Annotated in this window: 15 protein-coding genes and 2 pseudogenes; 11 read left to right on the forward strand and 6 right to left on the reverse strand. The window is 70.4% G+C overall.

What is annotated here, in order from left to right:
• Window position 1 precedes the first annotated feature (1 nt).
• From ACFVYE_RS08420 to ACFVYE_RS08440, 5 genes are read left to right on the forward strand one after another with little or no spacing between them, the layout of a single operon-like run.
• Entirely contained in the window at window positions 2-1024 is a 1023-nt protein-coding gene (locus ACFVYE_RS08420; RefSeq protein ID WP_383967788.1) for an NrtA/SsuA/CpmA family ABC transporter substrate-binding protein, read from the forward strand.
• Window positions 1021-1851 carry an ABC transporter permease gene (locus ACFVYE_RS08425; protein ID WP_383967790.1) on the forward strand — a complete coding sequence of 277 codons (831 nt, stop codon included), beginning with the start codon at window positions 1021-1023 and terminating at the stop codon, window positions 1849-1851. Before ACFVYE_RS08420 ends, ACFVYE_RS08425 begins: the two co-directional genes overlap by 4 nt.
• Window positions 1848-2603, forward strand: a complete 756-nt coding sequence (locus tag ACFVYE_RS08430) for an ABC transporter ATP-binding protein (protein ID WP_389604699.1) — start codon at window positions 1848-1850, stop codon at window positions 2601-2603. The genes ACFVYE_RS08425 and ACFVYE_RS08430 overlap by 4 nt, the downstream gene beginning before the upstream one ends.
• Window positions 2604-3491, forward strand: coding sequence for an ABC transporter substrate-binding protein (locus ACFVYE_RS08435; RefSeq protein WP_383967796.1), 888 nt, complete (start codon window positions 2604-2606; stop codon window positions 3489-3491).
• Window positions 3492-3495: 4 nt separating this feature from the next.
• On the forward strand, window positions 3496-4569 hold the full coding sequence (locus ACFVYE_RS08440; RefSeq protein ID WP_383967799.1) for an LLM class flavin-dependent oxidoreductase: 1074 nt from the start codon (window positions 3496-3498) through the stop codon (window positions 4567-4569).
• Window positions 4570-4630: 61 nt separating this feature from the next.
• On the opposite strand, the gene ACFVYE_RS08445 is transcribed toward ACFVYE_RS08440, so the two are convergent.
• Window positions 4631-5122 (reverse strand): hypothetical protein, encoded by a 492-nt coding sequence (locus ACFVYE_RS08445; RefSeq protein ID WP_383975466.1) that lies wholly within the window; start codon window positions 5120-5122, stop codon window positions 4631-4633.
• Window positions 5123-5341: 219 nt separating this feature from the next.
• Here ACFVYE_RS08445 and ACFVYE_RS08450 point away from each other — a divergent pair, with 219 nt between their 5' ends.
• The 3 genes from ACFVYE_RS08450 (at window position 5342) to ACFVYE_RS08460 (ending at window position 7084) form a co-directional block, all read left to right on the forward strand.
• Window positions 5342-6142, forward strand: a complete 801-nt coding sequence (locus ACFVYE_RS08450; RefSeq protein ID WP_383975464.1) for a VOC family protein — start codon at window positions 5342-5344, stop codon at window positions 6140-6142.
• Between the two features lie 73 nt (window positions 6143-6215).
• Window positions 6216-6470: a WhiB family transcriptional regulator gene (locus ACFVYE_RS08455; protein ID WP_351072723.1), complete on the forward strand. Its 255-nt coding sequence runs from the start codon at window positions 6216-6218 to the stop codon at window positions 6468-6470.
• 113 nt (window positions 6471-6583) lie between these two features.
• The gene (locus tag ACFVYE_RS08460) at window positions 6584-7084 is read left to right on the forward strand and encodes a tetratricopeptide repeat protein (RefSeq protein ID WP_383975460.1); all 501 of its coding nucleotides are present in this window, start codon (window positions 6584-6586) and stop codon (window positions 7082-7084) included.
• Window positions 7085-7209: 125 nt separating this feature from the next.
• Here the strand turns inward: ACFVYE_RS08460 and ACFVYE_RS08465 are convergent, their stop codons facing one another.
• From ACFVYE_RS08465 to ACFVYE_RS08475, 3 genes and pseudogenes are all read right to left on the reverse strand, one after another.
• Complete coding sequence (locus tag ACFVYE_RS08465) at window positions 7210-8184, reverse strand: acyl-ACP desaturase (RefSeq protein ID WP_383975457.1); 975 nt, start codon at window positions 8182-8184, stop codon at window positions 7210-7212.
• A 237-nt stretch (window positions 8185-8421) separates the two neighbouring features.
• Window positions 8422-9141, reverse strand: a pseudogene (locus ACFVYE_RS08470) (ATP-binding cassette domain-containing protein); the annotation flags it as partial.
• A 297-nt stretch (window positions 9142-9438) separates the two neighbouring features.
• Entirely contained in the window at window positions 9439-9855 is a 417-nt protein-coding gene (locus ACFVYE_RS08475; RefSeq protein ID WP_389604703.1) for an SsgA family sporulation/cell division regulator, read from the reverse strand.
• Window positions 9856-10039: 184 nt separating this feature from the next.
• Here ACFVYE_RS08475 and ACFVYE_RS08480 point away from each other — a divergent pair, with 184 nt between their 5' ends.
• From ACFVYE_RS08480 to mmpA, 3 genes are all read left to right on the forward strand, one after another.
• On the forward strand, window positions 10040-11140 hold the full coding sequence (locus tag ACFVYE_RS08480) for a WD40/YVTN/BNR-like repeat-containing protein (protein WP_389604705.1): 1101 nt from the start codon (window positions 10040-10042) through the stop codon (window positions 11138-11140).
• 125 nt (window positions 11141-11265) lie between these two features.
• Window positions 11266-11943: an endonuclease V gene (locus tag ACFVYE_RS08485; RefSeq protein ID WP_383975451.1), complete on the forward strand. Its 678-nt coding sequence runs from the start codon at window positions 11266-11268 to the stop codon at window positions 11941-11943.
• Window positions 11944-11992: 49 nt separating this feature from the next.
• Window positions 11993-12136 carry a morphogenic membrane protein MmpA gene (gene mmpA, locus ACFVYE_RS08490; protein ID WP_383975449.1) on the forward strand — a complete coding sequence of 48 codons (144 nt, stop codon included), beginning with the start codon at window positions 11993-11995 and terminating at the stop codon, window positions 12134-12136.
• A gap of 76 nt (window positions 12137-12212) precedes the next feature.
• On the opposite strand, the pseudogene ACFVYE_RS08495 reads toward mmpA, so the two are convergent.
• Both ACFVYE_RS08495 and ACFVYE_RS08500 read right to left on the reverse strand, forming a co-directional pair.
• Window positions 12213-12428, reverse strand: a pseudogene (locus ACFVYE_RS08495) (peptidoglycan-binding protein); the annotation flags it as partial.
• Window positions 12364-13554 (reverse strand): saccharopine dehydrogenase family protein, encoded by a 1191-nt coding sequence (locus tag ACFVYE_RS08500; protein WP_389604708.1) that lies wholly within the window; start codon window positions 13552-13554, stop codon window positions 12364-12366. The pseudogene ACFVYE_RS08495 and the gene ACFVYE_RS08500, both read right to left, overlap by 65 nt.
• Window positions 13555-13750 lie beyond the last annotated feature (196 nt).

Below are 13750 nucleotides of genomic sequence, written 5' to 3' on the forward strand. Positions count from 1 at the left end.
CATGAACCTTTCCCGGCCACTGCGTACGACCATCGCCCCCGCGCTCCTCACGGTCACGGCGCTCCTCGCCCTCACCGCGTGCGGCACCTCCGAGGCCGACAGCGGCAGCGGCGCCTCCGGTGCCGGGGGCACGGTGGACATCCGCATCCCCGACCCCGGCAACTCCGGTGTGCTCGCCCTCGGCAAGAAGGACGGCAGCCTCGACAAGGCGCTCGCGAAGGCCGGCGCCAAGGTGCGGTGGACCGGCAGCGCCGGGCCGTTCGCCCCGGCCGCCCAGGCGATGAACGCCGACCAGCTCGACATCGCCACCGGTTCCATCACCTCCGGCATCACCTCGCTCGCCCAGCGCCCCGGCTTCAAGTTCTTCACCGCGGTCGACCCGGACGCGGCGGGCGAGGGCATCCTCGTCAAGAACGGCTCCGGCATCGAATCGGTCGCCGATCTGGTCGGCAGGAGGGTCGCCGTCAACCAGGGCGGCACCGGCGAATACCTGCTGCTGAAGGCCCTGGACAAGGCCGGGATTCCCGCCGGCAAGGTCAAGCGGGTCTATCTGCGGCCCGACCAGACGGCCGCCGTCTTCAACGCGGGCAAGGTCGACGCCTGGTCCGTCTGGGCGACGTACGCCGTTGCCGAAATCGGCAGCGGCAAGGCGCACTTCGTCGCCGACGGCGCCGCGATCGGCTCCGACAACTACAGCCTCAACGCCGTACGCACGGGCTTCGCCGAACAGCACCCGAAGGTCGTGAAGGCGCTCTACCAGTACCTCCACGAAGCCGGCGCCAAGGAGAAGCAGAACCCGGCCGCGTACCTGAACGTCTTCACGGACGTCGGACCGACCGCCGTCACCGGCAAGGCCAAGGAGGTCCAGACCGACTTCACCCGCAAGGGCGGCACGGTCGGCCCCATCGGACCCGAGGACATCGAGCGCTTCGAGGCCGTCGCCGCCTTCTATGCCGAGCAGAAGGTCACCCCGACCGAGGTGGACGTCGCCGCCCACCTCCTCGACATCGAGAAGCTGAAATGAGCGACGCCACCCTGAAACCGGGCCTCGTCCGGCCACGCCCCCAGCGGTTTGGGGCCCGCAGCCGGACCTACTCCGTGACCGTCCGGGCGCTCGGCCCCCTCGCCCTCCTCGCGCTCTGGTGGGCGGCATCCGCCACCGGGCTCCTCACCCCGGACGTACTCGCCTCACCAGCCGAAGTGCTGCGTGCCGTAGGGGAGTTGTGGAGCAACGGGCAGCTGCCCGACGCGCTCACCACCTCCCTCACCCGCTCCGGACTCGGCCTCCTCATCGGGCTCGCCGCCGGGCTGACCCTCGGCATCACGACCGGATTCACGCGCCTGGGCGACGAACTCCTCGACTCCTCCCTCCAGACCCTTCGCACCATCCCGTTCCTCTCCCTGGTGCCCCTGTTCATGGTCTGGTTCGGGATCAACGAGACCGCGAAGATCCTGCTCATCGCCGTCGCCACCACCTTCCCGATGTATGTGTCGACATCGAGCGGGGTGCGCAACACCGACCCGAAGCTCATCGAAGCCATGCGCAGCTTCGGCATGGGCCGGCTCGCTCTCGTACGCGAAGTCGTCCTTCCCGGAGCCCTGCCGTCCCTGCTCGCCGGGCTGCGGCTGTCCATGACACTCAGCGTCATCGCACTGATCGCCGCCGAGGAGATCAACGCGACCGCCGGCATCGGCTATCTGATGTCCCAGGCACAGAGCTACGCCCGCACCGACATCCTCGCCGTCTGCATCCTCATCTACGGGCTGATCGGACTCACCGCCGACATCGTCGTACGGCTGCTGGAACGCGTGCTGATGCCCTGGCGCACCCCGCAGGGAGCCACCCGATGACCGATGAGACTCCTTCGGCCGCGGTACGGGTACGGGGGCTGCGCCGCGTCTTCGGCGACCGTGCCGTGCTCGACGGTCTCCGACTCGACATCGCACGGGGCGAGTTCGTCGCCCTGCTCGGCGCGAGCGGAAGCGGCAAGACGACCCTGCTGCGCATCCTGGGCGCACTCGACGGCGACGACGGGGGAGAGGTCCTCGTCCCTCGGGCCCGTACCGTCGTCTTCCAGGAGCCCCGCCTCGTACCGTCGAAGAAGGTCCTCGCCAATGTGACGGTGGCCCTGCCGCGCAACCGCTCCGGGCACGGGCTGCGCGCCCTGGCCGAAGTCGGCCTGGAACGGCACGCCGACGCCTGGCCGGCCACCCTCTCCGGCGGCGAGGCCCAGCGGGTCGCACTCGCCCGCGCCCTGGTACGGGAACCCGAACTGCTGCTGCTGGACGAGCCGTTCGCCGCACTCGACGCCCTGACCCGGCTGAAGATGCAGGACCTGGTGGGGGAGCTGTGCCGCAAGCACCGGCCCGCCGTCCTCCTCGTCACCCATGACGTCGACGAAGCGGTACGGCTCGCCGACCGGGTCGCCGTCCTGCGCGACGGCCGGCTCGTCACCGACGATCCCGTCACCGTCGACCGGCCGCGCGACCCCGGCGACCCGGCGTTCGCAGCCCTGCGCCGACGACTCCTCGACGACCTCGGGGTCGAGACGGCGCCGCAACCCGCAACAGTCCCCGAACGCAACGAAGTCGGAGTGATCTGAATGACCATCACCATCGGTGTGCACAGCAGCAACCCGTCCCTCTACCACCTGTACCACCTCTCCCGGCTCGGCCTCGCCCAGAAGGAACTGGCCCCGCTCGGCGAGAGCGTCGTCTTCCACCCGTACACCAACGGCGTCCGCACCGGCGAACTTCTCAGCCAGGGCGTCATCGACTTCGGCGGCACCGGCTCCACCCCGCCGGTCACCGCCCAGGCCGCCGGACACGACATCGTCTACACTGCCGTCTCCGCCCCACGCCCCGAACACGGCGCGCTCCTCGTCCCCGAGGACAGCCCCGTGCGTACGATCGCCGACCTCAAAGGCACCACCGTCCACCTCGCGATCGGCTCCTGGCAGACCCATCTGATCGCCAAGGCGCTCGACGACGCCGGGCTCTCCTACGCCGATGACATCACCGCCGTGCGCAGCAACGACGACAGCGAGGAGCTGCTGCGGACCGGTGCCGTCGCCGCCTGGGTCGCGCAGGGCGCCCAACTGGCCGCGGCCCGCCGCACCGGCGGGCTGCGCACCCTCGTCCGTACCGGCGATGTCATCACCGACCGTTCCGTCTTCTTCTCCCGCCGCGACCTGGCCGAGAGCCGCCCCGAGATCATCGAGGCGCTCACCCGTGCCCTGCAGCGCGCCGACGACTGGGCGGCCGCCCATCCCCGCCAGGCGGCCGAGATCGCCGCCGCCGACCTCGGCGGATCCGCCGACGACTGGGAGACCGCGCTGCGCGCCCTGCCCTGGCAGATCGAGCCCGTCACGGACGACTTCATCGCCGAGCAGCAGGAAGCGGCCGATATCTTCCACCGCACCGGCTTCATCGACCGGCCGGTCACCGTCGCCCGTGCCCGGGCCGGTGCCGCCGCGGACAAGGCGGCGTGAGGGCATGGCGGCCGAAGTCCTCTGGTACATCATCCCGCGCGAAGGCGCTTACCCCTGGGAGCCCGAAGGGCGGCGGCCGGTGGACCTCGGCTACCTCGCCCAGCTCGCCGGTACGGTCGAACGCCTCGGCTACAGCGGTGCGTTGCTCGCCACCGATCTGTACGACGTCTGGCCGCTCGGCAGTGCGCTGGCCGCCTCCACCAGCACCAGGTTCAAGCCGCTGCTGGCCGTCCACCCCGGTCTGATCTCGCCCACCCTCCTCGCCAAGATGGCCCTCAGCTTCGACACCCTCTTCGGCGGCCGGCTGCGCTTCAACGTCGTCAACGGCTCGACCAAGTCGCTCCAGGAGTACGGACTCCACGTGGAGCACGACGAGCGGTACGAGCTGAGCGCCGAGTACTGGTCGATCGTGAAGCGGCTGACAGCAGGTGAGGTCTTCGACCACAAAGGCCGCTTCTACGACCTGAAGAACGCGGGCGCGTCCTTCAGGGAGTTGAAGCCGGTCCAGGAATCGCACATCCCGCTCTGGTTCGGCGGCTCATCCGACCCCGGTGTCGAGATGGCGGCCGAGCACGTCGACACCTACCTGACCTGGGGCGAACCCCCGCACCTGCTCAAGGAGAAGCTGGAGAGGGTCAGGGCGCGCGCCGCCGCGTACGGGCGCACCCTCAGGATCGGACTGCGCCTCCACCTCATCGTCCGCGACACGGAGGACGAGGCCTGGGCGGCGGCCGACCGGCTCCTCGACGTCACGAGCGACGCGACGTACGCCCGCATGCTCGGCGAGCGCGCGGGGGAGGACGGCGTGGGCTGGCAGCGTCAGTTCCGCCAGCACGGCGGCAAGGTCCCCGCGCGCGCACGGGAGCTGGAGGTGCACCCCAACATGTGGCCGGGCATGAGCCTCTTCCGCCCCGGCCCCGGCACCGCGGTCGTCGGCTCGACGGCCCAGGTGATCGAACGCCTCAAGGAGTTCGAGGACCTGGGCGTCGACACCTTCATCCTCTCCGGCAATCCGCTGCTGGAGGAGGCCTACCGGGTGGCGGAGACGGTGCTTCCGGCGCTGGGGGTGAAGGGCTGAAGCGCGGCAGCCGATTCCGTACGGCGGCCGGGGGCCGCCGTACGGAATCGGCCCGGTCTCGTCAGCTGCCGGCGATGTCGAGCACCCACCCGTCCGTCCCCTTCCGCTCCCGGACGTGGATACGCGTGCCGCGACACACCGTGCCGTTGTTCGCCAACGCGTTGCCGTCGGGCCGGACCAGCTGCGCGGACCCCTGCTCCGGCTCGACGGTCGCCTCGGTGATCCGGCCGTACGTCAGCGTGCCCGCCCCGTGCAGGAACGCCACGCGCTCGCCATCGAGCGCCATGCCGCGCACGCCGCTCATCCGCGTCGTACGGACCCTTACAGTGCCGTCGGGACGGACCTCGATCAGTGGGTAGTGCATGTACGGGCAGGCCCAAGCCGTCGTGCCGTCGACATTGAGCGCACCGCAGTCGGAGATGTCGATCGGTCCGGGCCCGGGGCCGAACGACCGGAGCGGTTCGCCCGTGCTGTGCCAGCGCCGCAGGCCGGGGTGGCTGGGCGGGTCGTTCCCGTACACCCCCTCGTCGAGGAAGGGGCGCCTACGCGGCATGGGCCTTTCTGGTGGTCATGGGGGAGATCATCCACGGGGCCGGTGCTCGTACGCAATGCGGCGGCGGATATTCGCCATCCGTGTGCCGCCCTCGTACGGCGTACGGCAGCGCGGCCCGCCCGCAGGCCGCGTGCTGCGGTTGTCGGTGCCCGGTGCAAGACTCGGAGTCAGGAAGGATCCCCGCCACCGCAAGAACGGGCCTCATCGAAGGAGCTCGCCATGCTCACCACCCGTTTTGTCAACGGAGCGCCCAACTGGATCGATCTGGGCACGCCCGACCTCGACGGGGCCATCGCGTTCTACACCGGTCTCTTCGGCTGGGAGTATCTGGCCGGAGGCCCGGAGACCGGCGGCTACGGCATGTTCATGCTGGACGGAAGGACGGCCGGCGGCGCGATGACGGTCACCGAGGAGCAGGCGAAGCCGTCCTGGTCCGTGTACTTCCAGTCGTCGGACGCCGACGCCACGGCGAAGGCGGTCGAGCAGGCCGGCGGCAGTGTGCCCTTCGCCCCGATGGATGTCCTGGACTTCGGCAGGATGGCCGGATTCAAGGACCGGGCGGGCGCGTTCTTCGGCATCTGGGAGCCGAAGGAGAATCCGGGCCTCGGCGTGGCGGGTGTCGCGGGCTCCCTGTGCTGGGCCGAGCTGTACACCCCGGACGTCCCGGCGGCCGCCGCGTTCTACGACACCGTGTTCGGATGGGAGACCGCGCAGACGCCGTTCCCGGGAGGCGGCGGATCCTATACGGTGATCCGGACCAGGGGTGGCGGCGAGGGCGCGAGCTTCGGCGGTTTGGTGCCGCTCAACGCCGTTGCGACACGGGCGGTCGCCGGACCGCACTGGCTGCCCTACTTCGAGGTCGACGACTGCGACGCGGCCGTCGCGGACGTGGAGCGGCTGGGCGGCAAACTGACGCTGGAGCCGATGGAGATGGAAGGCGTGGGCAAGTTCGCCAACGTCGCCGATCCGGACGGAGCGGAATTCGCTCTGATCAAGAGTGCGCAGACGCCGGAAGGCTGACCGGAAGCCATCGGCGCGCCGCATTGATGAAGCGTTGATCAGTCGTTTATCGCGACCGGGCACTGTGAATTCCATGCTGATCAACACCGCGGCCGACCCCGCGCTCGCCTGGCAGGAGACAGCGCTGTGCGCGCAGGCGGGGCCCGAGTTCTTCTTTCCTGCTCCCGGCAGCTCCACCCGTGAGGCCAAGCAGCTCTGCAACGCCTGCGAAGGGCGCGAGGCCTGCCTGGAGTACGCCCTCGCCAACGACGAGCGCTTCGGCGTATGGGGCGGCCTCTCCGAGAAGGAGCGGGAGCGGCTGCGCAGAACCGGTCGCGACCGGGCCTGAACTCAGGCTGCCCGCGCAACGATCCGGCCCGCCCGGGGCACCGGCCGCACCCGCATGTCCAGGCCGGAGTTCCCACGGCCGGGCGGGCCCTGCCGGCCTGGGACGATGTCCGCATGAATGATCACGACAGGGACGCTCTGCTCGCGGCGGCGGTGCGGCTGCGCACCGACGGACGGCCCGAGGAAGCCCGACAGCAGCTGCTGTCCCTCTCCGCCGCCTTCCCCGCCGATGCCGAAGTGGCCTACCAGACCGCCTGGGTCCACGATGTGCTCGGACTGGAAGCCGAGGCCGTGCCGTTCTACGAACGCTGCCTGGACGGGACGGGGCTGTCGGAGGAGGACCGCCGGGGTGCGCTGCTCGGCCTCGGAAGCACCCATCGGGTGCTCGGACAGTACGAGAGAGCCGTCGAGGTCCTGCGCAGCGGTGTCGAGCGGTTCCCCGATGACGGGGCACTGCGGACGTTCCTCGCCATGGCGCTCTTCAACACCGGTGAGCACCATGAATCCATGCAACTGCTGCTGAGACTGCTCGCCGCCACCAGCGAGGACCCGCATGTGCGGCAGTATCGACGGGCGATCGAGCACTACGCGCAGGACTTGCACGAAACGATGTGAGTCCGGCGCGGGGCGCTGTGCGCCAACGGCCCGTCCGGCGGATCAGGGCCGGACAGGCCCTCGGCCGCCGGTCAGGGCTGCGGAGCAGTGGCCCGTCCGGCGGATCATGACAGCCGTGCGGGCCGTCAGGCCAGGGCGCGCGCTGCCAGTCGGGCCTTGCGGGCCGCCAGCTTCTCGTCGAACTTCGACGCCTCGCTGTCCAGGCCGCCCATGTACAGGCCCAGCTCCTCCTGTGCCTTCAGGCCGTCGGGGCCCAGGCCGTCGATGTCGAGGACCTTCAAGTAGCGCAGCACGGGCTGGATCACGTCGTCGTGGTGGATGCGCATGTTGTAGATCTCGCCGATCGCCATCTGTGCGGCGGCCCGCTCGAAGCCGGGCATGCCGTGACCGGGCATCCGGAAATTGACGACGACATCGCGCACGGCCTGCATGGTCAGGTCCGGAGCGAGTTCGAAGGCCGCACCGAGGAGGTTGCGGTAGAAGACCATGTGCAGGTTCTCGTCGGTCGCGATCCGCGCCAGCATGCGGTCGCAGACCGGGTCGCCCGACTGGTGGCCGGTGTTGCGGTGCGAGACACGGGTGGCCAGCTCCTGGAAGGCGACGTACGCGACGGAGTGCAGCATCGAGTGACGGTTGTCGGACTCGAAGCCCTCCGCCATGTGCGCCATCCGGAACTGCTCCAGCTTGTCCGGGTCGACGGCGCGCGAGGTGAGCAGATAGTCGCGCATCACGATGCCGTGTCGCCCCTCCTCCGCGGTCCAGCGGTGCACCCAGGTGCCCCACGCGCCGTCGCGGCCGAAGAGGGAGGCGATCTCGTGGTGGTAGCTGGGGAGGTTGTCCTCGGTCAGCAGATTCACGACCAGCGCGATCTTGCCGATGTCGGTGACCTTGGACTGATCGGCCTGCCAGGCCTCACCGTCCTCGAAGATGCCGGGGAAGTTCCGCCCGTCGGAGAACGGCACGTACTCGTGGGGCATCCAGTCCTTGGCGACCTTGAGATGGCGGTTGAGCTCCTTCTCCACCACCTCTTCCAGGGCGTACAGCAGCTGGGCGTCGGTCCACGCCTTCGGGCTGCCGAGGTGGGGAGCGGTGATCGTCACGGGGACTCCTGGGGACGGGAGAATTACCTACGGACACGTAGGTTACGAGACCGTAGGTTAAAGCGGCAGTAAGGGCATCGCCAAGCCCGCCCCTGCGATGTCCGATTACGTAACGTTATGTGCGCAGGTCGCGGGGGTGTGGAGGTCGACGGTCCGTCGATTTGCCGGGCATATCGAACTCCCCTATATCCATCGATAAGGGGACGTGTTGGGCTCTGTGGAGTCGGAGAACTACCCTCAAGTCCCGGCGCCTGGGCGCTCCGGACCCAGATCCCGGCGCAGATACTCGGCGGTGAACGATGTGCGATGGCCGAGCAGCGCTGCCGGGGTCCCCTCGAAGACCAGCTCGCCGCCGTTCCTGCCGCCCTCGGGGCCGAGGTCGACCACCCAGTCCGCGCGCTTGAGCACCTCCAGGTTGTGCTCCACGCGGATCGCACTGTTGCCCGCGTCGACCAGCCGGTCCAGCAGGTCGACGAGCGTGCCGGTGTCCGCCATGTGCAGTCCGGTGGTCGGCTCGTCGAGGACGGACACGCTGCCCGTCCGGTGCAGCCGGGTGGCGAGCTTGATGCGCTGGCGCTCGCCACCGGAGAGCGTGCTGAGCGGTTGCCCCGGTGTCAGATAGGTCAGGCCGACGTCGTCGAGCGTGTGCAGCTTCCGCAGCAGCGCCCGGTCGTCGAAGAGCTCGGCCGCCTGAGCGGCCGTCATCTCCATTACGTCGACGATCGACGCGCCGCCCACCCGGTGCTTCAGTACGTCGTCGTGGAAGCGCCGCCCCTCGCACACCTGGCAGGTGGTGGTCACCGGGTCCATGAATGCGAGATCGGTGTAAATGATGCCGCGGCCCGAGCAATGCCCGCACGCCCCGGATGAGTTGAAGCTGAACAGGCCGGGCTCGACACCGTTCTCCCTGGCGAAGACCTTGCGGATGGAGTCCAGTGCTCCGAGGTACGAGGCCGGCCGTCCCACGGCTCGGCCGAGAAGTCCGAGGAATGCCGCGAACGCCGCAGCGAAAGCATGTGGCTGCTGGCAGCCGCGGTCGATTCGCACGGCGGGGACTGGGGGCTGACCCCCGCACCGACCTCGCTCGGCGGCTGCAAGGCCTGGGCCTTACTCCACCGGTGACCCCCGCACCGACCTCGTCCCCCACCGCTCACACTCCCGCGCGTCCCCACTCGGCCGAGATGTCACCCGATTCCCTGCCGGGCAACAGCGCCACCGGCGCCGTACGAAATCGCCTCCCGCCCGACGGCGCGGTCAGCATGCCCCGCCGAGCAGATCGGTCAGGCTCCGGTCGAGATCCAGGTACCGGTGTTCGTCGCCGGCCGGCACCAGTTCCTGCGCCCGCTCGAGAAAGCGGCGGAGCTCCGCCGTGCGGACGTGCACCATCGCGATTCCCTCGGTGGCATGGAACTCCAGGACGGTGCGGTCATATCCGAACGGCCTGATGCGCACGTCCCCGACACCGGCGGCTGAGTCCACTCCCGCCGCGAGCAACTCGCGGGAGAACTCCCAGGAGACATCGGTGCCCTCCAGGGTCGCCGTCGCGGGGAACGCCATGCGTACGGCGAACGGATCCCTCCGGTCGTACTGCAGGGTGGCGGGAAGGGTCTCCATCCGCGGTGCGGATGCGACCATGCGGGCCTGCACGGACTGCTCGATAACGGTGGACAAGACCTGCTCCCTTTCTCGGCCAGATGAACGGTTCCCGGCACTGATGGAGACGACGGAAGTCCCTCATCCGTGCATCGGAAGGTGGCGTGAGCTGTATCACCGCACGCCGCCGGACCGATCGAGTGCCCACTTGCCGCCGGTGCACCCTGGACGGAGCGCAGCTCGTGGGCTAGCTTCCAGCGCCATGAGGGCCAAGGGGAAGACGAGACGACTGATGTCATGGGGGCTCTGTGCGGCGGCGCTGACCGCGGCACTGGCCACACCGGCAGCCGCGGCTGCACCGGGGGAGCGGCACCGGCCCGGTGAACGGCCGGCCTGGACACTCACCGGGACAGGGACCGACGCCCGCTTCCGCGGCCTCGCCGCCGTCAGCCGTCGCACCGCCTGGGTCGCGGGTTCGAAGGGCACAGTCCTGCGCACCTCGGACGGCGGCCGTCACTGGCGCGATGTGTCACCGCCCGGTGCGGCTCAGGAGGCGCTGGAGTTCCGTGACATGGAGGCATTCGACGCCCGGCGCGCGGTCGCACTGGCCATCGGGGAGGGCGAGGCCTCCAGGGTGTTCCGTACGGACGACGGAGGAGCGACCTGGACGGAGTCGTTCCGTAACACCGATACCCGCGCCTTCTACGACTGCCTCACCTTCTTCGACAGCCGGCACGGACTTGCGATGAGCGATCCCGTCGACGGGAAGTACCGCATCCTGTCGACCGCTGACGGCGGCCGGAGCTGGCGGGTACTGCCCAGCGCGGGCATGCCGGATGCCCAGGCCGGTGAGGCGGGGTTCGCCGCCAGCGGTCAGTGCCTGGTCGCATCGGGTCCCGAGGACGTCTGGCTGGCGACCGGGGGCGCCGCCACCGCACGGGTGCTGCACTCCGCCGACCGAGGGCTGACCTGGACCGCGACCGAATCCACGATCCCGGCCGGCGACCCGGCACGCGGCGTCTTCGGCCTGGCCTTCCGCGACCGCCACCACGGCATCGCGGTCGGCGGCGACTACCGGGCCGGCCTGCCGTCGCCGAACGCCGCGGCGGTGACGGGCAATGCCGGCCGCAGCTGGCAGCAGTCCGCCACCCCGCCGGCCGCCTACCGCTCGGGCGTCGCCTGGCTCCCGCACAGCAGGTCGGGTGCGCTGGCGGTCGGCCCGACCGGCACGGACCTCACCGTGGACGGCGGCCGAACCTGGCGCACGGTCGACACGGGGTCGTACGACACGGTCGACTGCACACCGGACGGCGGCTGCTGGGCCGCGGGCGAGAGCGGACGAGTGGCGCGCGCGGGGTTCTAGGGGCGCCCGGCGGATCGGGGCCCGGAGGACTGCCGCTGACGAGGACGCGTCGGCCCCGGGCCGTGTCCGCGAAGTCCCGCCCGGCCCGCCGCCCGTCGTGCCCACTGCCTAAACTTGACAGCACTATGACAACACTCCCGATGCCCGCCGACGAGGCCGAAGCCCGAGCCGTACAGGACGCCCTGCGCCCCCGGGTGGTGCTCGACGAACCCGGCCCACCGCCCGGCACCGGCCGGGTCACGGGGGTCGACGTCGCCTACGACGACGAGCGCGATGTCGTCGTGGCGGCAGCGGTCGTCCTCGACGAGGCGACGCTCGACGTGGTCGCCGAGGCCACCGCCGTCGGCCGGGTCACCTTCCCGTACATCCCCGGACTCCTCGCCTTCCGGGAGATCCCGACCGTGCTGGCCGCGCTGGAATCCCTGCAGACCGACCCCGGACTCGTGGTCTGTGACGGCTACGGCATGGCGCACCCGCGCCGCTTCGGACTCGCCAGTCACCTCGGGGTACTCACCGGACTCCCGGTGATCGGCGTCGCCAAGAACCCGTTCACCTTCTCGTACGAGCAGCCGGGCCCCCGCCGGGGCGACTGGTCGCCGCTGCTCGACGGCGAGGAGGAGGTGGGTCGGGCGCTGCGCACCCAGGACGGGATCAAGCCGGTCTTCGTCTCCGTCGGGCACCGGACCGGCCTGGACAACGCCTGCGCCCACACCCTGCTGCTGGCCCGCGACTTCCGTCAGCCGCAGACCACCCGCAGGGCCGACGCGCTGTGCCGTCAGGCCCTGCGGGAAGCGACCGCCTGAGTATGTGTACGGATGACGTCGATCGATCATGACGGGCAGACTGGTGCACATGACCGAACATCGAACGTCCACGCGACCAGGAACCGTCTATCTCGCTCAGCGCCGGGTCGCGGTGGGGATGACTCTCGGCATGCTCGCGGGAGCGGTCTGGGCCGTCTCGATGATCTGCACGCTGGTGTCCTGGGCACTCTGACCCGAGAGGGCGCACCGCCACCCCGCCGCGGCGGCTTGTGCCGGTCCGGGCCCTGGGCGTTGAGCAGCGCGCGCCAGGTGTCCTCGTCACCGATGCCTGTCACGGGCAGGTCCCGGGATGCCTGGAACTTCTTCACCGCCCCCGCCGTGGCCGGTCCGTAGTCGGCGTCGACGCGGCCGGACACCGGCAACGCCGACCGCACCCACCCCGGCCGGGCGCCGGTCCGCTCAGCGAGCCGCCGCGACCCGGAAACGCAGCCCGGCCGCGCGCAGCCGCCCCAGCAGTGCGTCACCCATCGCGACGGCCGTGGTGACCTGCCCCGATGTCGACGGAAGCTCGTCCAGGGCGAGGCAGAGCGCGGACTCGGCGAGCATCTTCGCCGTTTCGTCGTAGCCGGGGTCGCCGCCCGACACCTCGGTGAAGACCCGGTGCCCGCCGCCTTGGCCGACGAAGCGCACGGTGAACCAGCTGCGCCGCCTGCGCTCCGCGTCCGGGCCCTCGCCCGGCTCGTACCGGTCCATCAGCCAGGACCGCGCCGCCGGTACCTGCGCGGCACCGAGGAGGGCGCCGATCGCGGCGGTGCCGCCCAGTGCCACGGGCAGATGCTTCACGGAGGCGAAGTGGCGGTAGCGGAAGTCGGGGCCGTACCGGGCGAGGACCCGCGCCGAACGCTCGATGACCTGCGGGTCCAGCGTCGGCAGCGGCAGCGCCCAGGCACCGGTCTCCGTACTGAAGTGCGGGGCGCCGAGCCGGGCGCGGGCGCGGCGGGCCACCAGACGGGGTTCATGGAGCCGGCGTTCCTGCGCGGCGCGCAGCATGTGAGGGCCGCGGCCCATCGCGGTGAGCGCGGAGGCGAACGTACCGCCGGAGAAGACGGCGTTGCTGCGGACGAATCCGTCGATCGTCAGCGGCACGCCCTGCGGCAGCTGCTGGACGGTGAAGTACGCCCCGAGGTCATGCGGTACCGAGTCGAAACCGCAGGCGTGCACGAGCCGGGCTCCGGTCTCGCGGGCCCGCGCGTCATGCTCCAGATACATCCGGTCCACGAACTCCGCCTCGCCGGTGAGGTCCGCATAGTCCGTCCCGGCCTCGGCGCAGGCCGCGACCAGCTGCTCGCCGTACCAGACATAGGGGCCGACCGTCGTGGCCACCACATGGGCGGATTCGGCGAGTTCGCGCAGCGAGTGCTCGTCGTCGGCGTCGGCGTGCAGCAGCGGGAGATCCGCGCAGCGCGGGTCGATCGCGGTGAGGCGTTCGCGTAGTTGCTCCAGTTTGGCCCGATTGCGTCCGGCCACGGCCCAGTGGCAGCAGGCGGGTGCGTGGGCGGCGAGATATTCGGCGGTGAGGGCACCCACGAAGCCGGTGGCACCGAAGAGGACTACGTCATAGGGGCGTTGTGCCCCGTTCTGCCTGTTCACAAGTGCCTCCGCAGGGGCCGGCGCCGATGTAGCAGGCAGAGGTTAGCGGAGGGGTTCGTGGCGGTGTGCGGCCGGGCGGCGATCGTGGGGGAGGATCCAGGGGAAAGAACTAAGCGCTTGCTCGGCCCAAAGGGTTGTGCGGAGCGCGGTGCGTTCTTAGCATCATCGCTGTTACATCAGTTGTGTCACACCGCTG

Origin of the sequence: Streptomyces sp. NPDC058239 (assembly GCF_042882185.1) — a bacterium.
In the GTDB taxonomy this organism is placed as follows: domain Bacteria; phylum Actinomycetota; class Actinomycetes; order Streptomycetales; family Streptomycetaceae; genus Streptomyces.